This is a genomic window from Pseudoalteromonas luteoviolacea S2607 (assembly GCF_001625575.1).
GTDB classification, from domain to species: domain Bacteria; phylum Pseudomonadota; class Gammaproteobacteria; order Enterobacterales; family Alteromonadaceae; genus Pseudoalteromonas; species Pseudoalteromonas luteoviolacea_E.
Genome location: NZ_AUXV01000003.1, coordinates 366,265 through 386,033 on the forward strand (window position 1 = coordinate 366,265; position 19,769 = coordinate 386,033).

Here is a 19,769-nt window from a genome sequence, read left to right on the forward strand (position 1 = left end):
GGAGAAAAATAAGATGGGAAATTTCAACAATGCAAATTGGTTACTGAGTGTCAATGCAACACTAAAAGTGGACCACATACTGCGTTATCAAGGTCCACTATTTGATTGTGAGCTTTCTGTCTGGTTACTTGTTCACAACTAACGTGTAGTCGCCAGCTCCAGAATATGAATAAACGACGATTCGGTAATATCCACTTGTTGCGCTGTATGAAATCGACTCTACAGATGTTGGAGTCTCAGAAATAGCAACTTGCTGCCAAGACCCCCCCTGCCAGCGCTCAAGTTTTAGATCAAAATCAGCAGAACTTGGGCCTGTGAGGTCCAATTTAAGCTGACCACCACCATATTGAAACCAGCTACCGTTAGGTTGGATCTGCTGCGCTCTGTTTGATAGTGTCCCTTTATATACATCACCTTTTGGTGGTTCAACTACAGAGGAATCAAGGTCGAAGTATATCGTTTTGGCAGGGTCTGAAATACCAGAAACAGATAAACCCGAATCGCTGCCATTCCACCAAAGAGCGTTAGTACCTCGAGAAGATAGAGCATTTGGCAGCACACTGCTAAACTCGCCGTTAACACCATATAGATCAGAGCTATCTCCGCGGTTACGATCGTTTTCTGGATCGCGATTGCCATCAGCATGTTCCATTTGAATATACGGGTACCATTCGTTTGAGTTATTGCCTCTGCTATCAACATGCCAAATCGCTAAGCCTTGGCCTGGTTGCTCTGAGTTCTGCCCAGATTTATGGATAGCCTCAATGTAAAACGCTTCGTTGCTATTGCTTGGGTTTGACCATTTGTATGATGTATGGTCACCAGATGTGTGACTTAATCGGCCAGTAGGCGCATTGGCATTCACTGCGGGGTTGAGTTCAGTAACCGTATCCCAACCAGCAATGGCCCTAAAATGTGCAACAGGGGGTGTAGGTCGATATTTATTGGTTGCGCCAATCGCACCAAATCCCATGACGCCATAACTCGCAACAGACCCTTCTGAGCTGCCATCATAGTCATATAGATCCGGCCAGTTTGTTATTAAGTGCCCCGATTCATGAACAAAGGTACCGATAGACAAACTCGCGCGCATGTCCGTGATCTGATATCGGTCAGTACAGACGCCATCGGCACAAAACCTAGGGCTCAATCTAGCCATGTGTGGCCACAACCCCTTAGACCAAGAACTGTCTGAGTTACCTGCGTAGAATATATTAAGACCACGAATTTGACCGCTGCTATTCGTAGTGAGTGTAGAGAAGTTAAAGCCCTGTTGATACTCAAGCCAATCCAGTGCTTCTTTTATAAGTTCTTGAGAGCGTACTGTAGAACTTAAACTCGAATCCGCATAGTACGCTTTGTTTTTCTTAGCCGTGTAATATGCAGTCACCGTATTCGTATAATCTAGCTTCTCACCCGAGACCTCTAAAAAGTAGCCTCTAACCGACTGTGCATTACCAAACTCGGTATAAGTTCTATCATTTAAAAAACGCTCTACTTGAGACTTGGTAATTGTGCCTCGTTCATCTGGGAAGTCGATAATTATCGTCAGTCCCTTCACTTCGCCGCTAATTTGCGTATTCACTGAACTTGTCTGCATACGTGTCATTAGTGGACTTTCAATGGCGGGCATCAATTCTTGTTGTTTTTGTAAAACAAGGGATTGTATCGCTTGCTTTGACAAGCCTTGCTGCTTGATCGCAACAGAATTGACGGTATTTGCATGTATGGCGTTTAGCGCCGAAGCAAGCTCACCTGTTGACACTAAGTGAGTACCATCATCACTGACTTTCGCATAAGCCATCCCTTTCAGCTTTGTATCAAACACCAATAACGCGCCTGACTTTGTGCGTTGTTCAGCGTAATAGGTGTTACCGTTCAAATACACCGTGAGCACTTCACCGTTAGGCTGAGTGAACTGATATTCTTCATTTTGATAGGGAATTGCAGCTTGTGAAAGCATAGGAATGGTCAGCGAAGAAATCGCCAAAATTGATTTCATTAACTTCATTATAGTTTCCTTTACAAGTTTTCCTGATACGGAAACTGAAGTATTGACTTTTTTTTAACCAAATACAAATAAATTTAATAATCTGAAAAATACTTCTTCGCGACTGAATTATAAGAGCACCATCTATCCAACTCCACTCTCGCTCCTGTTGGACTTTCTATCTCTCTGATATTCGGCGTTTTCTTAAGCTGCTTTTGCAACGCTTGTTGTAGCGACTGGCTTTTGTACAGCTTTGTATATAATTCCAAAGATGGCCCCAATTCACTCTTCAGCAATAATGGGATCGAATCAATTAATTGATTTATTGTTTCGCTAGTGGGTTGAGTCCCGTTTTTCACAAAATCGAATAGTCTTTGCTGCCACATGAAAAACGCGTTAAACACAGGTTGGTTACTCGCCTTAATTTCCAGTGCTACGGAGCTTTTATATCTTGAAAAACTTTGCCAATCTCCCAAAAATATTTGTGTATTGAGCAAGTTTAGTCCAGTGCCTGCGGCATAGACCGACTGACCAACCTCTGAATGATATCGAAACGCGCGTCTATACATTAATTGTGCATTACGATACTTCTTTTGATCAAAGAAAATATTACCAAGGTTGTTTTTTATATTTGCAATGATTTCTCTGTCATCGGCTAGTAACAAAGATTCCTTTAAGATTTTGCTCGCTTTTGGAAGTTGACCACTATATCGATAAACAACAGCCATGTTGTTTGCGACCCTAGCGAATTCTTTGGGATCAGTTGCGTAAGAAATTGCGCACTCATTTAGCCGTTCAGCGTGTTTATAATCATGAATACGACGGTGATAAATCGCGAGTGAGCTGACGATATCAAGCTCACCGCCCTCAACTATATTCTGCCAAGGCCTCGACGTCAGCACAGTTAGAATCCCGTTAACAATTTCAGCATCTTGCACTCGCACACCCGACTCGAGTCCAATACGATAAAGTTCGTATAGGCCACGGCTCGGCTTTCTTGGCAACCGTTCATCGACTGATCGAAACAAAACAGCTGCTTCAGACGGATTTTTCCTGTTGAGCTCTTTAAGCTGGTTTAATGTTTTAAACATTTCACTTGGCGACAAAGCCACTGTGACTGATAACCAAATCGCGACTAGCATATCATTAAAATCTTTCTAACTCCCGATTAAGCATGGTATACAAAGCCACTTATTCCAAGCTAATCCAAGGGGATTTTTATATTCGAAGCATTATCGCTAACCACTAAGCCATACGCTTGAACGTCAATACCCACCAATACAAGCAGATACATTTATTTAACATTTAACGAGGTTCACCTCATCCTAAAGTTTCGAGATCAAATCAACATGCTTTTTAAATACTCTAATTTTCAAGCAATTAAGAAATGCAATGTAAAACCCCTTTTTCGAAAACTAACTAAGGAGTGGATCTCAAAATTCCATATATGTCTGTATATATTACAGTTTAAATATGAGATATGAATAAATACATAAAACAAACAAACCTGTACACATACTATACATTTAGATTACATGTGAATTTTTTTACCCTAAATATGTTTACAAATAAAAAACATAAGTGTACGATGATGTCGTTCCTTTGGAGACTACACTTAGTTTTAAGTGCCTCCTAGAACTCCCGAGAAGTAGAGCTTACTAATAAGGATGTTGGTTTATTGGGTATTTCCTTGGCACAGATTGTTGCTTTTGGAGATTGGGCAGGCGTTTTGCCTGCCTTTTTTTTGCCTGACGTTCCGCGTTTAATTTATTTCTTTTCGAACTAATCAAAATACCCCACGCTTTCGTACCAATTTGGTACACTATATTTGTATTCAAGAAATCATCAGGATTGGACTATGCTACGCCAACCAGCTTCAGTGCTTGTTGTTATTTATAATGAAGAAAAGCAATTCTTGTTGTTGCAAAGAAAAGACGACAGTGAATTTTGGCAATCGGTAACGGGTGGAATAGATAGCGGTGAATTATCCATAGACACAGCTTACAGAGAGCTCAAAGAAGAAACAGGGATTGACGCTAAAGCACTGAAACTAGAAATCAAACAACATAACACTGAAAACCATTATGAAATTCGACCACAATGGCGGCACCGGTATGTTGAAGGCGCAACGATAAATACCGAGCACGTTTTCAGTATATGTGTACCCAATCACACTGTAGTCCGGCTCTGCGCAGACGAGCACACCGACTTTGTATGGCTAACTCAAAGTGACGCAGCTAAGAAAGTGTGGTCAGAGAGTAACCGTAAAGAAATATTAGCGATCTAACTAGGCGTGCTAAGCCACGCCTAGCGAGTACAGCTTAAATTGGCCTAAATAGTATCGTTTGCCAAGTTGTATGATGGCGGCCTTGGGCATCAGCCTCGCTTACCGTTATTTCTTCACAAACTAAATCAGCATTTTTTGCCATTTCAGTTAGTTTAACCGCCTCAATATTGACTAGTCCTCGCTTCTTTAACTCTGCATTGTCATTACAGTGGCGCAATTTAACGATGAATAGGCCCTTTGGCTTGAGCAAATTACGTATCGTCAACAGAGCCTGAATACTGGCATGTTCATCTAAGTAGTTAAACACAGAGCTTACTAAGATCACGTCAAACTGTTCGTAGTGTTTTTTTACCGTGTACAAGCATGGTAATTGGTCTCTATACCAATCAATTGATAAATCTCTTGTATATGCCTGCCCGAGTCGATTTAAGGAGCTTACTGGTTCAACTGCTACGACCTTGGGTTGCTGACCATTTTCTACAATAAACTTTGCATCTCGGCCTGCGCCGGCACCGATATCAAGGAAGGTCATTCCTTTAATAGATAGGAAAGGCTCTAGATGTGTTAGCCAATTCGCGTGTAAAGATTCAAAACAGTGAGACTGGTATATTTTTGCCAGCTCCAACGCATTGATTTCATAATATTGCGTTGCCATAGTGCCAATGATTCCTTTTTTAGGTTTGCCCACTGTACGCATGATAGGTAATTAGGATAACAATAATATGACAGATAAATACCCTAGTTTCATGATGAACAACTTCACTGATTATTAGCTATATTAGTACAAATTACTCCATCAATTGGTGTTCTTCGCCCTACTTCGTTCTACTTTTATACACAACGTGTTATGTTATGCATTCGGAAGAACTAAATGGAAATTATTAACATGGACCCAGTATCCACTATTTTAGAGCTACTCCTTTCAGTAGAAGCCATACTATTAATCTTTGTGATTGTTATTTTAAGAGGTTCAATTAAATTTGTACCCCAAAATAGAGCTTGGATAATTGAGCGATTTGGAAAATACCAGTCGACCAAAGAAGCAGGTCTTAACTTCATCATCCCTTTTATCGATCGTGTAGCAGCCGACCGAAGTTTAAAAGAACAAGCCACAGATGTCCCTTCTCAATCAGCTATTACTAGAGACAATATTTCTCTTGTCGTTGATGGTGTTTTATATTTCAGAGTGCTAGACCCGTATAAAGCCACATATGGAGTCGATGACTATGTATTTGCCGTGACACAGCTTGCGCAAACGACCATGAGAAGCGAGCTAGGTAAAATGGAGCTGGATAAGACTTTTGAAGAAAGAGATCTTCTTAATACCAATATCGTAGCAGCCATCAATGCAGCGTCAGATCCTTGGGGCATTCAGGTATTGCGTTATGAAATTAAAGACATTGTGCCGCCAAACTCTGTGATGGAGGCCATGGAAGCACAAATGAAAGCAGAGCGTGTGAAACGTGCACAAATCCTTGAATCTGAAGGTGATAGACAAGCAGCAATTAATGTCGCAGAAGGTAAAAAGCAGGCACAAGTATTAGCAGCAGAAGCAGAAAAAGCCGAACAAATCCTTAAAGCAGAGGGTGAAGCAAAAGCCATCATCGCGGTTGCCGAAGCACAGGCTGATGCACTGAGAAAAGTTGGTGAAGCTGCCAACACAGACGAAGGTCAAAAAGCCATTCAACTAGACCTCGCCACGAAGGCTATTTTAGCGAAAGAAGCAATTGCAAAAGAATCATCCGTTGTTTTGCTGCCAGATAATGCCACAGATGCCAGCTCGCTGGTTGCACAGGGTATGTCTATCATTAACACTTTAAATAGTAAAAAAAGTAGCTAAATATGGAGCTTTTATCTAGCAATTTACCTCAAACGCTTATAGTCGTAGGGCTCATAGCGCTATGTGTTGAAGTTATAGTGTTGGGCTTTGCCACTTTTGTACTATTTTTCTTGGGTTTATCTTTAATTATCAGTGGTACATTCATGCACTTTGAGGTTTTCGAACCGACGTTACTCAATGCGCTTTGGATCAATGCCTTGATAACCACTTTACTGGCAATATTTTTGTGGAAGCCTTTAAAAAGTATGCAAGAGCAGCAAGAGTCAAAGTCAGTCAATAGCGATTTTGCCGATCTCCAGTTTACATTAGAGCAAGACCTAAATGCCGATAGCCAAGTTTACTACCAATACTCGGGTATTGAATGGCAAGTAAAAAGTAAATCGGACATGCCGAAAGGCACACACGTCAAGGTGATTGAAAAGTCTGTTGGCGTGCTGTGGGTTGAAAAATCAGAGTAACAACTAACTAAGCTTTATAATCACGTTATATTGAAATGGATCGAGCGATAAATCGCTCGATCCTTACACACCGCCTCCCTATCAGAATTCGTATAAATGATAAGATGTAATTTGGTTTATTGAATGCCTCTAGTAAATTTGTACCGCACTCCCTTACCCGGCTTTGTTCAATGACTTTTAACACCAACAAGTACATCACTCATTAAAATTATCGCGGTCAATAATCAGAATAATTTATAAACTTTGACGTTTAGGTGTCATAAAGCAAAGAGAAGATATGGATTTACTCAGTAACCTCTCGACGTTGCTGCCAATCAAAAAGTTACATATTTTAAATTTAAATTAATTCATTGATAATTATTTGTAACACTGATTGAGTTTGGTTACATTAACAGTCGTCAAATCGACATTATATTTTAAGGAAAAAGTAATTATGAAATTGACATCTATAGCTACAAAACTATTCGCGAGCGCTGTAATTTGCGCAGCTTCTTTATCTGCACAAGCAGGATACAAACAAACTGGTAATGTAGAAGTTTCAAACACCACGATTAAAGGTTCATTTGGTTCAGCTAGAAATTCAAGTGACACTCGTCAAATCTTATCAATATCTGACTACGGTAATCTTGTGCTGGTATTTGCTAAGAATTCTTCAGGTGCAATTAAAACCTGTACAACAAGTGATCAAACCAAAAAAGAGCAGCTACGCGGAGCCACCTCTGATTCATATTTGATCATTGGTTTATCCGGCGGTACTTGTTCTAGTGTTTATGTGGACAATTCATCAAAGCATGAAGCAAAGCGGTAATTACCTGATGCAACGTTCATTAATCGGTTTATATCTGGGCGTTGGCTTTGTCGCTGGACTACAGGTGTTTCACCTGTGGTCTGGCTGCCATAACACGAATTCAAAACAAATATCTGGCTCGCAATACCCAGAGCAAAACGGTATTGCAAGTGTGACAGCACAAGCACATATACCCAATGACGACACGTCAGCCAAGCCAGAATTGCATGAATACATTCAGACAGAAATTGCCAATCAACTCACAGTCCAAACAGAAGAGCTTAAGCAACTTATTAATCAACTTAGAGAGCAACAACCCATAATCACGACAGAAGCTTATGAGCAAGATAATGAGACATTAATAATGCAAAGTGAGGTGTATACAAACTCGCTGAGTACTTTAGACGCCAGTATTGCGGTCGGGCATTTTGACGACACCACAGCTTCTGAGGTTATGTCCAAATTTAATGATCTTTCAGACGAGCAAAAGCTAAAGTTGATAACCAGATATTCTGAAGCAATTAATAGTGGCAAAATACATTTCGAAAAACCATTAATAGAATTTATAAACTAAACACAGTTTATATTTGAATCGTATGGTTGAGATTAATTGCAATAAAACTACACAAATTGGCCAACATCACTATACAAAAGTAAAAAGTGACATTGGCCAAGATAACAACGCTTATTCTAATAACTCATGCTGACGAATAAATTTACTGAGCTTAGTTGCAATATCTAAATGCTCAGCACGTGTTGGATGCCAAATACACCCTTCTAGGGGTGAGATAAACGTATGGGAATATAACTGCTCAACTCCCTCTTCTTCTAATCTTGACTTGGCTTCTAATGTTGCAGGAATAATAAAATCATAAGGGTAAGCTGGCCTTGGCATAAAAATAATTGGCGCATTGGGGTAACGATAGCGAAGCGTGTTTGTAAACTCCACCATTGTATTTATCCAGTCAGCTTTCACATCTTGAATAGTTTCCCATGGTTCATGGGGTTGTGGATCTGTGCTAAAGTCATTCGTCCCTACTTCTAAGACTATTAGATCAGGGTGGGTATCTTCATAACCTTGGTCGTCACCAAAAACTGCAGACACTTTATCATAATATGTCCGTAAATCATGGTGACTGTCATTGCCACTCCAGTTTCGTATTAGCCCAAGACCTGAATAAGAAACCTGAGTAAAGCTGGTTTCTAACTGAGCAGCCGTGACAAATGGAAATGCCACGCGAGCGTTGCTGCTATCAACGATTTCACTCCAAGTGCACTGTCGTTTATCCGACTCACTGCCAAAACCAGCACTGATAGAATCACCAATAAATAGAATATGAGGCTGTTGCTGCCAAATACCTTCTATTCGACCATCAGCACTGAAACTCAGTACTTTCGTGTTGTTGCTGTAGTTTTCCCAGCGTTTAACAACCTCAATTGTTACTGCTTTCGACTCGCTTTGTTGGTAAACAATATGCTCCTCAAAATTGCCGTTTAGGTTAGTGAGTAAGCGTTTGTGAAACTTGCCATCCACCAGCACATCAAACTGATCGCCATGACCTGCCATTGTCATTTTTAAAGACTTACCGATAAGCTTGGTTCTGAGTTGCGTGCCAGGCCAATTGAACTCAACCTGTCCTTTACCGTAATGCTTACTAACTCTGCCCTCATAGACGATTGCATGGTGTGTTGCTTGATAATTTTTACCAATCACGGTGAGTGGAAAAAATGCGCCGATAATACTCGTAATGAATACCACCGTAGATAGCTTGATTGAAAGTAACCTTAACATGTGTCATTCCTTAATGTTGTTGTATCCAAGACCGTACCTTTACTAGCCACTTTGGTGACGAGACTTAAAACTCACCGCTTCGATACATTTCATTACAACTACATTAGCTATTAGGGTTTGAAATAAATTCATACAACACACATCTGTTCATTCCTCGACCATGTCACTATTGTAAAGACAAGAACGATGGCTATAAAATACAATCATTCTCATTTTAGAAGACCCATGCCAGTGAACAACCGTATATTAGTCGTAGAAGATGACATCACGCTCAATCAACAAGTTTGCGCATTGTTGAGCAATAAAGGCTACCAAGTGGACTGTATCCACGATGGAGAACAAGGACTTAGCCAAGCCTTGGCTATCGACTACGATTTGATAATACTAGATATACGATTGCCAACGATGGAAGGGTATGAAATTCTAGCGCAGCTTAGAAAGGTGAAGCACACACCAGTACTTATTCTTTCGGCATGTGGCGCAGAACAAGAACGTATTAAAGGGCTAAGTTTAGGGGCAGATGACTATCTCTCTAAGCCTTTCAATCTTGATGAGTTAGTTCTGCGTATTGAAGCTATTTTGAGACGCGTACATGCATTGCACTCACAAGCTAAAACACCATTTAATATAACCCTCTTAGACCTTCATCTAGATAGAAAACAGCAACAGGCCTATTTTAAATCCGAACCCGTCGACATTACCGCGATTCAATTTAAGCTATTGTGGCAATTGGCACAAAATCATAATGAAACATTGAGCAAAGCCTTTCTATACCAAAGCGTGTTAGAACGTCAATTTAGCCGCTATGACAGAAGCTTAGATATGCACCTCAGTCGGCTGCGTAAAAAGCTGGTTGCAGTTGGTTTAAGTGCAGAGTCAATCAGCACGGTTCATGGAAAAGGTTACAAACTGCATGTTGCACTTTAACGCATCCTATTTTATTCGCCTTTGTGCGCTTGTAATTGTAGGCTCGATTATCCTATTTGGTGTTATTGACTACCTCGTAAACCATGCCGAATTTAGAATGAGTCAGATCAAAACAGAAGATCAACAAGCACTACTTAATATAGGCGCTCGAGCTGAACAACTGTACTTAAATGGTGAGATGGACGCTCTTAGTAAATACGTCAAGCAAGTAGAGCAAGAGCATAATACTTGGGTAGCCATTGTAAAAAGCGACTTAAAACCGCTGGCTGGCACGCACTTAAAACAATACTATCTGGATGAATTTGTACTTGGCCGTGATGTCAGCTGGAAGATTCACCTTTACTTTGCACGTAACCCAGTGATGGATATTCCATTTGCTGAAGATGGTACACACTTTATTATTCAACTTCCGAACAGTATGCGCCCTGGTAATTACTGGCGTGCAACCTATCTCTTATTGCAGTTTGGGATCCCTTTGGTTGTACTTGCTGGGATCTGTTTAGTGTTATACCGCGCAATCATGAAACCACTCAAGCAACTCGAGCAAACAACGCGCGCGTTTGCTGAGGGAAACTTAGATAGCCGAATTGGCAATAGCATCTCAAGCAGAGACGCTGAATTTAAACACATCGCCGCAACTTTTGATAAAATGGCGGACTGTACAGCAAATACAATCCGTGCTCAAAGGCAGTTCATTGCTGATTTTTCGCATGAAATACGCACACCAATCGCACGAATAGAAACCGCTATAGATTGTCATAAATCAGGGCTCTCAGAGACAGAAATGCTAGGACGTGTTGCAAAAAACACCGCAACAATGCGCGAACTAGCCGAAAACACACTCACCCTTACATGGCTAGAAAACGAGCGCTTTTGCCCAAGCACTGATACTGATGACGCCAACTTTGATTTAGTCGATTTAGTCGAATGCATCGTTGAAGAAGTTAAGTTCGAAGCCCCTCACCTCGCGTTTAACTTATTCCTGCCAGAATCTAAACAAGTCACCTCTGATGCAAGAGTATTAGGCCAAGTTATTGAAAATGTTTTAAGAAATGCTAGCCGCTACGCAGCACAGCACATCAACATTCAATATCAAAATAACCAACTTGCAATTTGGGATGATGGACCAGGCGTGCCAAACGAAGAGCTCGAAAGCATTTTTCAACCTTTTTATCGCAGTCATGGGTATTCGCACACACAGCCAGACAGCCACTCTTTTGGACTGGGGTTGGCACTGTGCAAAAGGCAAATGGAGCGAATTAACGGCAAGATATACGCAAAAAATATGCCTAATGAAGGCTTGTGTATATTGATTTTACTGTGATCACTCGTCACTCGATAAATTTGAGTGGCCCTAGAATCGAAGCTGAAGTGTCACTGTAAATGTAACAGTTGTAAAAGTACTTTGGTTTCCACCGATTTCGTGAATAATACGCATCGTATTGATAACTATTTTCATTTAAGATAAAGGAACACACCAATGCAGTTTGGTTTTTCTCGTTCAGCACTTGCACTTGCCGTAGCTTGCGCGACGGTCAGCTCACCTATCGTTTTTGCAGACGATCAACAACAAAAAATCGAAGTCATCGAAGTACACGGTAAAGTGTCTGATGCAGACATGATCATCGACCAAACTGACCTTACACAGCTTCAAGCCAATGACCTGTCAGATATTTTTAGATCTCTACCACAAGTTTCTGTCGGGGGCTCAAATCCCATTGCACAAAAAATATATGTCCGAGGCCTAGAAGATACCATGCTAAACGTCAGTATTGACGGTGCATTGCAAGCAGGCTATTTGTTCCATCACCAAGGTCGTTTATCAATTGAACCTGAGCTCTTAAAACAAGTGGATGTTGTTGCGGGTGCTGGTGACGCGACTTCAGGTTCAGGGGCCTTAGGCGGTGCTTTGAGGTTCAAAACCAAAAGTGCAGACGACCTACTTGCGCCTGATGAACGATTTGGCGCATTGTTTAAACTTGGCTACTACGGTAACAGTGATGGGCTTAAAGCTAGCTCTACGCTATACGGCAGAGCAACCGACGACATTGATGTGCTTTTATCTCTAATCAAACGAGATACTAAGGATATGGAAGATGGCCAAGGCCAAGAAATTCCTTACTCAGCATCTGAACAAGAGGTTGGTTTTGCGAAGATTAGTGGCGACTTGACTAGCTCACAATCGTTCAGCTTCAGTCACGATGTTCGCCATGACGATGGCACTCGCTTATTACGAGCACATTGGCACCCAAGCAAAAAGAACTTCCCTCTGGCTCAAGAAAGCGAACGAAACACCAGCACACTCAACTACTATTATACGCCAAAAGGCCACTTAATCGACCTAGCGGTGAGTGCTTACAGAACGCAGAACTCCATTACACACACGCACCCAAAAGGACAAGACAGAGCGGGAAATGTAGCTCAAAACACATATTTTGCAGAGTATGACTCTACAGGGTTTGATGCTCGAAACACCTCAATTTTTGACGCTCACAAAATAGTTGCGGGGCTTGATTATAGAAGTGATGAAGCAACGCTTGAAGACCAAGGGCTAGTTTACGAGCTTTCAGGCGTGGAAGAAGGTAAGGTATACGGACTTTATCTACAAGATTACTACCAAGTAACAGATCAGTTTCAGGTTAGCGCCGGTGTTCGCTACGATAAATATGAATTAACTGACGACGACAAACAAGACTTCGACTCAAGCGGCTTTAGCCCAAACCTCAATTTAACCTATGAAATTACCAGAGAGTTTTCTGTAAATACGGGCTATGCAAAAGCCATTCGAGGTCAAAAAGTAAAAGAGTTATTTGTACTTGGTTACTATGACAACGATAAAAATATGCGCAAAGAAGTCGCAGAAAACGTCGAACTTGGCTTTAAATACTTAGGCGATAACTTAGTTGTCCAAGCAGACGTTTTTCAGTCTACTATCGACGATGCTGTCTCTACCGCTAAAAACTTAGAGTCACAATCACCGTATTTATTCAGCAATGTCGGTGATTTAGAAAATAAAGGCTTTAACATTAATGGTCGCTATAGCTTTGACCAAGCAGCTGTTTCTTTCGCTTACAATAGCAGCAGACCAAAATGGAAGTCTCACATTAACCCAGCACTGGTTGGAACCGCAATTTCAGACCAAGATTGGTCAATTGGCACCTCAGTTGGTGATACTTTAACGTTAGGTGTTGATTACACGCTGACTGATGCACTAGAAGTTGCATGGCAAGCGCGTTTTGTAAAAAGGCTTGATGACGCAGGGACATACGTCTGGGACAATACACAGCTTCCAGAAAAAGCAGGCTATAGTGTGCACGACCTAAAGGCGACTTGGTATATAACAAGCGATGAAAAAGTAAAACTGGACGTTGCAGTTAAAAACATCTTTGACAAATTTTACTATGATCATGCAACTTACGCCGCGCTCGGGCCTATTGATACTGGGGTAGCGGAACCAGGTAGAGATATCCGAGCCACAATTACCTGGCAATTATAAGTTAAGAATAAGTGGGGCTATGCGTGCCCCACTAACCTCTTCCGATGAATTCTCCAGTCACCATACTGTGTAAATCTTGATACCTTTTATTGGTGGCTTTTTGCTGTAATACGTTGAAAGATACATTTGCAATCAGGCATACTAAAATTCCTTTTAGTTTTTTATATAAAGGAACAATACATGCAGCACAAACTCCATATCACTGGTAACAAACGTCTCTCAGTCAGAGCTTCTATTATTGCTATCGGGGCGATTTTGCTATCTGCATGTGCATCAAGCGATTTAGCTACTCAAAAAGTTAACAATCAGCAAGTAACCGCACATTGTGTAGGCCAAGTAGACCAACATAGCAACTTAAAGCTGCTTCCCAATGCCCACATACCAGAAGGAGTCGTTCAGCCAGTTGGTCAGGGAGGTCTGTGTACTGCTCAGGTGTTTGTCGCCACAGAGGATGTTACGATATGGCGAGCTTGGAACAGTGAGTATAATGGCTCAAAGCTCGGCAAATGGTGGACGTTTAATAAACCGTTGGGCTCGATATCAAAGTATCGAAGAGAGAATGTTATATGCCCGAGTTATTCTCCTTTAGACATGTTGGTTAGCTGTAAATTAAAGGCTGGCACCGAAGTAGTTATCGGACCTGGACAAAGTGCGCAATGTAGTGAGTACTTCACTTACCCCGCTTCAAAAACCAATCAAATTTATGTCGCAGATGCAAAAAACAATGTAACAGAGTGCCAAACGTATGATGGGCGATTTTCTTGGCAAACCGAACCCACACATAAAGTACAAGCAACGGATTCACAACTACAATAAACCAATCTGGCGCTGCGCGATTGTTTCGACCCCCAATACAGCGAGTAACCAATTAAAGTTACTCGCTATTCGGCAGCTTGGTGGCGCATTTATGCAAAAGCATTGTCCAAAAATTCACATGCTAAGCGCGCCGTCTTCATATCTACTTGGTAATAATGACTTCTATGAAATATTTAATTTGTTCATTTCCCACTTATGGTTGATGAATTATTTTTGTGTTTTACAATTAAAGAAAGCTACAAATTCATAACTATACGGCCAATCTCGACTTTGAAATTAAAAGAACGTTTTGGTGCTTTGACTAAAGCACAACCCATACTTATAAATCGCTACCCCATGTACGCAGCTTACCTACTGCTGCTCACATCCGCATTTTTATGCTATTACCCAATCCATTATGTGATGCAACAAAAATATGCATTAGGTATGGCTGTGGTGGTTGTCATTGCCGTTCTGGTTTTAACGGCCGCACGATTAATTCAAGGTAAGTTAAGTGTCTGGAAGTGTTTTTTGATTTGTGCCGTTGAAGGCGCAATGTTGATATACTTATCCATACAATCACCACTCATCTCCGTCATTTGGCTACCCGCCTTTTTGGTCGGCATGTTTATGATGTTTCCTTTTAAAATGGCTTGTGTTATCACTTCTGGGTTTTGGCTAGTACTGACCTATCTGGGTTTCTTACAACTAGATGTTGAACTCGCGCTGCGATCTGCGATGTCATCTTGCCTTGTCATGATGTTATGCGCAGTGATAGTAAAAACCTACAATGATGCCATAACGATAGCAGAAAGCGTAGCTGTGAAAGATCCGCTCACGGGTGCACTTAATCGAAGAACCTTGGTTGAACAAGTTGAATTAGAATCTGAGCGTGTCAGCCGATATTCTCAGGTTTGCTCCATTATAATGATAGACCTCGATAATTTTAAGACGCTAAATGATAAATTAGGTCACGGTGTAGGCGACGAAATGCTCGTTGGTTTTGTAGAGCTTATTAATGAATATACACGCCGCAATGACAAACTATTTCGCTTAGGTGGCGACGAGTTTATGCTTTTATTACCCGGTATGAATGAAGAAAATGCCTACGCATTTATTGGCAGAATACAAAATTTAGTGCCCACTAAATTAACCATGGACTCTGTTTCTTTGGGCATGAGTTTTGGTGTTTGTGAAATTACTGCCAACACTTCAGTTGAAACACTACTAGAGCAAGCAGATAAGGCACTTTATCAAAACAAACATCAACGAAAGCAAGAAAATAAATTTTCTGAGTAGTGTGCGGATACCCATGAAAGTAATGCTTTTATTTACTAAAGGTGAAACTTAAATTACGAATTATTTAATTAAAAGAAATATTTTAGTTTACTTTTAAAATACGCAACACTAATCTGTAAGAGCAGTTTATCTCGCATAAGGAAATAAAAAAATGAAAGTACAATTAAAAAAGAAAAACCTAAAAAAGCTTAATGAGAGCAACCAACTAGCTAATCAAGCAACACCTCAAGTTGCAGGCGGTGGTACAGAGTACTCTGTATTCCCACAGTGCAGACCATCAAACCCTGTTATTTGCTACACCGAAGGTGGGTGGCATGGCTGTGTTCCAAAGTAATACACCAACGCTTATACAGGCTTAAACCTTTATAAGTGTAACGCCTGCGCTTTTAGTTGCTAAAATTGATTTTGCTTCTTTAGGCGCAGTTCTTGGTTTAGCTGCTCGAATCCAACTTCACTTATTTTAAGTACCAAACTTTCTCGTTTTACACTCAACTGTGACACTTGCCTAGAAACTACGTCATATATACGCCACTGACCCGATTCACTTTGTCTAAACTTTAGGATCAATTGTGCATCGCTTTGACTGACTCTATTGATTTGAATTGCAGCTTCTGCAAATTTGCGTCCTTGATTAGTTTGTAAAGTGTGGAGCGCTATCTCTGAGTTTTGATACTCAATCAGTACTTTTGCGTACATTTTGATAAGCTGATTTTCTATTAACCTCGTAAATTCTGCCATTTGTTGCTGATAAAGGTGCCGTACGTGTTTACCCAACATCTTTAAGGATGAAAACCGTAGATCTAGATGGGGGCTTAGCTCACTGCTCACAATATGCTGAGCCAGCTCTTCGCGCTCAACTTCAGGTGCAGAATTTAAACTTTCAATGCCATTTACTAGTTGCGTACTCAACTTTTGAGCTAGTACAGAAAACTGTGCTTGCGCGCTGGCATCGTAGCCTGATTGGGCGAGCACCTTCGTATTGGTAACTAAGCTCAACAGTAGCAAAATAATGATAGTGAACTGGTTTTTCATACCCGCATTCCAAATCAATAAACTTTATAGCTTACAGTTTACATCTTATTTTAACGCCAAAAAGACATCAATTTGAAATTTATTGATTCCCAAATGGCACCAATTAATTTTATCTTTAAAATCAGTTGATTATCTTATATGTGCAAAATCAACATCAATGAATTGAGTTTTTTCATACATTAATCAACAAGAAGACGAGGGAAAATACACAAAAAGCATCAGGTATCATCCATTATGAACATTTTCACTGTATTTATTCTCTCAATCTTACTGTCTGCTTCTGCGATGGCATCAAACAATCATGGATACGGTATACACTATATTCATGGTGAAGGAGATGTGCGTGGCGTTAAGCTCGCCTATGAATATCACGCCCCAGAGTTATTGCCAGAAAGCTGGCGCAATATCAGTGTTTACTTTGAATCGAGCATAAATTTTTGGCGGTTTGGTGACAGTGGCGACTATGACCAAAACTTTGTCCTGGCCATGTCACCCGTGTTTAGATATCCAATCGCAACTTATAAAAACAAGCCTCTGCAAGTGGAATTTGGAATTGGTGTTGCATTGCTTGAAGACACTCAGTTTGCAGGAAAGAATGTCAGCACCCATTATCAGTTTGAGGATAGATTAGGGTTGGTTTATGACCTCGGTCAAGCCAATGTGGCGCTTAGGTATATCCACTACTCTAATGCAGGGTTTAAAAGCCCAAATCCGGGACTAGATTTTTTATCCCTTTCATACTCATCAAAATTTTGATATCACTGTTGGAATAAAAGTGAACGTAAAAAATGTCAGCTTCCTCAATTTTCTTGTTCTATCAAGTCTAAATACCTAAAGGCACTACCTTCCTTAGCCCACATAAATGTGGGTTTAGGCTCAATTTTGCGATACCATTTGCACCTTATGCACCAAACAATCGTGCACTGTAAGTACACTTTGCTCACGTTAAGACCTTTTAAAATCATAAGTTGTCGTTATAAAAGATGCTCAATTTCATTCAAAATAAATTCGCTCCCGTGTTTTATATTCAAATCTGGGAAAATAAATTAAAGATTACTAATATCGAAACAAAAGAGAGTTTTGAAGATAAACCGCTCATCGCGGTAAAAACCATGGGTTCGGGCGAAAAGAGAATTGTCGCCATAGGGGCAAAAGCAAGCACTTTAGAATCTCATGACACGATTGTCGCAAATCCATTTTCTCATCCAAGAACTTTGCTTAAGGATTTTTATGTAGGTGAAAAAGTCCTACAGCACGCATTCTCTACATTGTATAAAAACCGGTTTCCTCGCTTTAAAGCAAAATCAATTGTTCACCCAATGGAAAAACTCGAAGGCGGCCTAACGATGATTGAAGCCAGAGCTTTTCGTGAACTCGCGGTGGGTGCAGGCTCTTTCTCCGCTAAAATCTATGTGGGAGATCCTCTCTCTATTAATCAGCTAGACTTTGATAAAGTCAAAAGCTTAGATGATTGACCTTCACCAATAAAGTAGCCAATACACCTGTTTTCGCCTTCGGGTGTGTACCTGATTGCACAGAGTAATTTAACCGCACACCATGACTGATGTGGTAACACTTAATAGCTTACTCTTACTTTTGGGAGCCTGAGTCTTGATAGCGTTTGTTAAAAATTTTTTGGCCATTAGACGAGCTAAAAAATCGCAAGAAAGTTGACACCTTGTCTCAGCATCTATGGCGATACAGTGTCGTATACGAAAGAAGAAATTTTATATGCACTTTCTCGCGCTAGAATGTCAGGAAAAACCTCGATGTCGCTATGACGATATTTAATTCCCTTCTTCACCACACTCAAAAGAATATGACAAAGTACAATACCAAAACCTTAAAAACGCTCTTTTAAAGCGACATACCACAGGTAATTTGACGCTTCAGCTGCAAAGTAATGAATACACAGCGAGCGAGGGTAGCTCAGATAACAAGAATGGTTAATTTCAGCGAAGTGCGAATTTGTAGACGATTCCAAAAAGCTGAAACCGTTAGCTCCTGATTAAAAAAGCCACATTAATATGTGGCTTTAACTATGGGCTATTTATGCTCTATTTTGATGACAGGTCGCTTCTGCCTTGCACTTGATAACAGTGAAGCTAAAGCCTCTTTGACACACTCAGCATCAAACTCAATCAGCTCTATATCTGGTACTTTAATTTGCCCAGATGTAACATCCGCCAGTAACTTTTGTCCCATAAAACTTAAGTGCTGTTGTGCACATAAACTGTTTGCAAGCCAAGCACCACCAATTGAAACAACACCAATGTTGGGTGCTTTTTCAAATAACAGATCCTCAGGAATATGACCAAATCCATTAAGGCAAGCCATACGGCCGCAAAATCTTAGATGCTTCAAATCTTCTATAAATGACTCGCCGCCAGGCGTATTGAGCATGCAATCAAAGCCACCTGCACCGATTTCGCGCTTAACCTGATCACATACATTGTCTGACTCGCAATCAAATGCGAAGTCTGCTCCGAGCTTACGCAGCCTTTTGTGATGTTGCTTTTGAGCAAAAGCAAACACTTGAGCTCCCTTCTGCTTTGCATATTGAATCGCAAAGTGGGCAACAGCGCCTTGTGCACTGTTGATCGCCAGTGAATCACCTTCTTCCAGCTTTAACTTTTCTATTGCTAAAAGCGCCGCCATACCAGCATTGGGTAAAATAACTGCGACTTCTGGCGCGATATCATCAGGCAATTCACACACCGCATGGTTTGGCACTACAGCAAACTCTTTCAACATGCCTTTTTGCGCCAAATTAGCATTAAAAAGCACCCGACTACCTGCTTTTGGAAATACACCTTTGCCCGCTTTCATTACGGTGCCAACTGCATCGAGACCAAGAATATGTGGATATTCCCACTGACTAAAACCATCTCTAGCCATACGTGCATCTAAGTGATTCAAAGCTACGTATTCAATCGCTACAAGCAATTCATTATTGCTTGGCTCTGGCATAGTGTGCTGGGTCATGACTAAGTTAAACTCAGCACCCGGTTCTAGTAACTCTATTGCGTTCATACTCGCTTTTTCAATAGACATAATTACACGTTT

General features: G+C 40.8%; 20 protein-coding genes. 14 read left to right on the forward strand and 6 right to left on the reverse strand.

Annotated features, from left to right (window positions below; genetic code table 11):
- Positions 1 to 13 precede the first annotated feature (13 nt).
- Positions 14 to 142, forward strand: a complete 129-nt coding sequence (locus N480_RS25880; protein WP_269200924.1) for a hypothetical protein — start codon at positions 14 to 16, stop codon at positions 140 to 142.
- On the opposite strand, the gene N480_RS03785 is transcribed toward N480_RS25880, so the two are convergent.
- Positions 125 to 2,011 (reverse strand): M6 family metalloprotease domain-containing protein, encoded by a 1,887-nt coding sequence (locus N480_RS03785; protein WP_063371185.1) that lies wholly within the window; start codon positions 2,009 to 2,011, stop codon positions 125 to 127. The two genes, N480_RS25880 and N480_RS03785, sit on opposite strands and share 18 nt — an antisense overlap.
- A 74-nt stretch (positions 2,012 to 2,085) precedes the next feature.
- On the reverse strand, positions 2,086 to 3,132 hold the full coding sequence (locus N480_RS03790) for a tetratricopeptide repeat protein (protein WP_063371186.1): 1,047 nt from the start codon (positions 3,130 to 3,132) through the stop codon (positions 2,086 to 2,088).
- A 716-nt stretch (positions 3,133 to 3,848) separates the two neighbouring features.
- On the opposite strand from N480_RS03790, the gene nudB reads away from it, so the two are divergent.
- Positions 3,849 to 4,277 carry a dihydroneopterin triphosphate diphosphatase gene (nudB, locus tag N480_RS03795; RefSeq protein WP_063371187.1) on the forward strand — a complete coding sequence of 143 codons (429 nt, stop codon included), beginning with the start codon at positions 3,849 to 3,851 and terminating at the stop codon, positions 4,275 to 4,277.
- Positions 4,278 to 4,311: 34 nt separating this feature from the next.
- Here nudB and N480_RS03800 read toward each other — a convergent pair whose 3' ends face one another.
- A complete protein-coding gene (locus N480_RS03800; RefSeq protein WP_063371188.1) occupies positions 4,312 to 4,932 on the reverse strand; it encodes a class I SAM-dependent methyltransferase in 621 nt (206 codons plus the stop codon).
- A gap of 231 nt (positions 4,933 to 5,163) precedes the next feature.
- On the opposite strand from N480_RS03800, the gene N480_RS03805 reads away from it, so the two are divergent.
- From N480_RS03805 to N480_RS03820, 4 genes are all read left to right on the forward strand, one after another.
- A complete protein-coding gene (locus N480_RS03805) occupies positions 5,164 to 6,117 on the forward strand; it encodes a slipin family protein (RefSeq protein ID WP_063371189.1) in 954 nt (317 codons plus the stop codon).
- A gap of 2 nt (positions 6,118 to 6,119) precedes the next feature.
- A complete protein-coding gene (locus N480_RS03810) occupies positions 6,120 to 6,575 on the forward strand; it encodes an NfeD family protein (RefSeq protein ID WP_063371190.1) in 456 nt (151 codons plus the stop codon).
- 433 nt (positions 6,576 to 7,008) lie between these two features.
- Positions 7,009 to 7,383 (forward strand): hypothetical protein, encoded by a 375-nt coding sequence (locus N480_RS03815; protein ID WP_063371191.1) that lies wholly within the window; start codon positions 7,009 to 7,011, stop codon positions 7,381 to 7,383.
- A 7-nt stretch (positions 7,384 to 7,390) separates the two neighbouring features.
- A complete protein-coding gene (locus tag N480_RS03820) occupies positions 7,391 to 7,936 on the forward strand; it encodes a hypothetical protein (protein ID WP_155732752.1) in 546 nt (181 codons plus the stop codon).
- Positions 7,937 to 8,047: 111 nt separating this feature from the next.
- On the opposite strand, the gene N480_RS03825 is transcribed toward N480_RS03820, so the two are convergent.
- Complete coding sequence (locus N480_RS03825; protein WP_081231728.1) at positions 8,048 to 9,154, reverse strand: SGNH/GDSL hydrolase family protein; 1,107 nt, start codon at positions 9,152 to 9,154, stop codon at positions 8,048 to 8,050.
- A gap of 186 nt (positions 9,155 to 9,340) precedes the next feature.
- Between N480_RS03825 and N480_RS03830 the strand changes: the two genes are divergently transcribed.
- The 6 genes from N480_RS03830 (at position 9,341) to N480_RS03855 (ending at position 16,005) form a co-directional block, all read left to right on the forward strand.
- Positions 9,341 to 10,081: a response regulator transcription factor gene (locus N480_RS03830; RefSeq protein ID WP_231102219.1), complete on the forward strand. Its 741-nt coding sequence runs from the start codon at positions 9,341 to 9,343 to the stop codon at positions 10,079 to 10,081.
- Positions 10,047 to 11,405 carry a sensor histidine kinase gene (locus N480_RS03835; RefSeq protein WP_081231729.1) on the forward strand — a complete coding sequence of 453 codons (1,359 nt, stop codon included), beginning with the start codon at positions 10,047 to 10,049 and terminating at the stop codon, positions 11,403 to 11,405. The genes N480_RS03830 and N480_RS03835 overlap by 35 nt, the downstream gene beginning before the upstream one ends.
- Before the next feature lie 156 nt (positions 11,406 to 11,561).
- On the forward strand, positions 11,562 to 13,577 hold the full coding sequence (locus N480_RS03840) for a TonB-dependent receptor domain-containing protein (RefSeq protein ID WP_063371195.1): 2,016 nt from the start codon (positions 11,562 to 11,564) through the stop codon (positions 13,575 to 13,577).
- 180 nt (positions 13,578 to 13,757) lie between these two features.
- Positions 13,758 to 14,393 carry a hypothetical protein gene (locus tag N480_RS03845; RefSeq protein ID WP_081231730.1) on the forward strand — a complete coding sequence of 212 codons (636 nt, stop codon included), beginning with the start codon at positions 13,758 to 13,760 and terminating at the stop codon, positions 14,391 to 14,393.
- A gap of 270 nt (positions 14,394 to 14,663) precedes the next feature.
- Entirely contained in the window at positions 14,664 to 15,671 is a 1,008-nt protein-coding gene (locus N480_RS03850) for a GGDEF domain-containing protein (RefSeq protein ID WP_196761443.1), read from the forward strand.
- Positions 15,672 to 15,822: 151 nt separating this feature from the next.
- Complete coding sequence (locus N480_RS03855; protein WP_063371197.1) at positions 15,823 to 16,005, forward strand: hypothetical protein; 183 nt, start codon at positions 15,823 to 15,825, stop codon at positions 16,003 to 16,005.
- Between the two features lie 59 nt (positions 16,006 to 16,064).
- On the opposite strand, the gene N480_RS03860 is transcribed toward N480_RS03855, so the two are convergent.
- Entirely contained in the window at positions 16,065 to 16,703 is a 639-nt protein-coding gene (locus N480_RS03860; protein WP_063371198.1) for an ABC transporter substrate-binding protein, read from the reverse strand.
- Between the two features lie 234 nt (positions 16,704 to 16,937).
- Between N480_RS03860 and N480_RS03865 the strand changes: the two genes are divergently transcribed.
- Positions 16,938 to 17,459, forward strand: coding sequence for an acyloxyacyl hydrolase (locus N480_RS03865; protein WP_063371199.1), 522 nt, complete (start codon positions 16,938 to 16,940; stop codon positions 17,457 to 17,459).
- Between the two features lie 227 nt (positions 17,460 to 17,686).
- Positions 17,687 to 18,178, forward strand: coding sequence for a hypothetical protein (locus N480_RS03870; RefSeq protein ID WP_063371200.1), 492 nt, complete (start codon positions 17,687 to 17,689; stop codon positions 18,176 to 18,178).
- Positions 18,179 to 18,749: 571 nt separating this feature from the next.
- On the opposite strand, the gene N480_RS03875 is transcribed toward N480_RS03870, so the two are convergent.
- Positions 18,750 to 19,757 (reverse strand): zinc-binding dehydrogenase, encoded by a 1,008-nt coding sequence (locus tag N480_RS03875; protein ID WP_063371201.1) that lies wholly within the window; start codon positions 19,755 to 19,757, stop codon positions 18,750 to 18,752.
- Positions 19,758 to 19,769 lie beyond the last annotated feature (12 nt).

What these genes read in the sequence shown, in the direction of transcription:
- N480_RS25880 (WP_269200924.1), top strand. Translation starts at nt 14, where the DNA reads ATGGGAAATTTCAACAATGCAAATTGGTTACTGAGTGTCAATGCAACA.
- N480_RS03785 (WP_063371185.1), bottom strand. Translation starts at nt 2,011, where the DNA reads ATGAAGTTAATGAAATCAATTTTGGCGATTTCTTCGCTGACCATTCCT.
- N480_RS03790 (WP_063371186.1), bottom strand. Translation starts at nt 3,132, where the DNA reads ATGCTAGTCGCGATTTGGTTATCAGTCACAGTGGCTTTGTCGCCAAGT.
- nudB (WP_063371187.1), top strand. Translation starts at nt 3,849, where the DNA reads ATGCTACGCCAACCAGCTTCAGTGCTTGTTGTTATTTATAATGAAGAA.
- N480_RS03800 (WP_063371188.1), bottom strand. Translation starts at nt 4,932, where the DNA reads ATGGCAACGCAATATTATGAAATCAATGCGTTGGAGCTGGCAAAAATA.
- N480_RS03805 (WP_063371189.1), top strand. Translation starts at nt 5,164, where the DNA reads ATGGACCCAGTATCCACTATTTTAGAGCTACTCCTTTCAGTAGAAGCC.
- N480_RS03810 (WP_063371190.1), top strand. Translation starts at nt 6,120, where the DNA reads ATGGAGCTTTTATCTAGCAATTTACCTCAAACGCTTATAGTCGTAGGG.
- N480_RS03815 (WP_063371191.1), top strand. Translation starts at nt 7,009, where the DNA reads ATGAAATTGACATCTATAGCTACAAAACTATTCGCGAGCGCTGTAATT.
- N480_RS03820 (WP_155732752.1), top strand. Translation starts at nt 7,391, where the DNA reads ATGCAACGTTCATTAATCGGTTTATATCTGGGCGTTGGCTTTGTCGCT.
- N480_RS03825 (WP_081231728.1), bottom strand. Translation starts at nt 9,154, where the DNA reads ATGTTAAGGTTACTTTCAATCAAGCTATCTACGGTGGTATTCATTACG.
- N480_RS03830 (WP_231102219.1), top strand. Translation starts at nt 9,341, where the DNA reads ATGGCTATAAAATACAATCATTCTCATTTTAGAAGACCCATGCCAGTG.
- N480_RS03835 (WP_081231729.1), top strand. Translation starts at nt 10,047, where the DNA reads ATGGAAAAGGTTACAAACTGCATGTTGCACTTTAACGCATCCTATTTT.
- N480_RS03840 (WP_063371195.1), top strand. Translation starts at nt 11,562, where the DNA reads ATGCAGTTTGGTTTTTCTCGTTCAGCACTTGCACTTGCCGTAGCTTGC.
- N480_RS03845 (WP_081231730.1), top strand. Translation starts at nt 13,758, where the DNA reads ATGCAGCACAAACTCCATATCACTGGTAACAAACGTCTCTCAGTCAGA.
- N480_RS03855 (WP_063371197.1), top strand. Translation starts at nt 15,823, where the DNA reads ATGAAAGTACAATTAAAAAAGAAAAACCTAAAAAAGCTTAATGAGAGC.
- N480_RS03860 (WP_063371198.1), bottom strand. Translation starts at nt 16,703, where the DNA reads ATGAAAAACCAGTTCACTATCATTATTTTGCTACTGTTGAGCTTAGTT.
- N480_RS03865 (WP_063371199.1), top strand. Translation starts at nt 16,938, where the DNA reads ATGAACATTTTCACTGTATTTATTCTCTCAATCTTACTGTCTGCTTCT.
- N480_RS03870 (WP_063371200.1), top strand. Translation starts at nt 17,687, where the DNA reads ATGCTCAATTTCATTCAAAATAAATTCGCTCCCGTGTTTTATATTCAA.
- N480_RS03875 (WP_063371201.1), bottom strand. Translation starts at nt 19,757, where the DNA reads ATGTCTATTGAAAAAGCGAGTATGAACGCAATAGAGTTACTAGAACCG.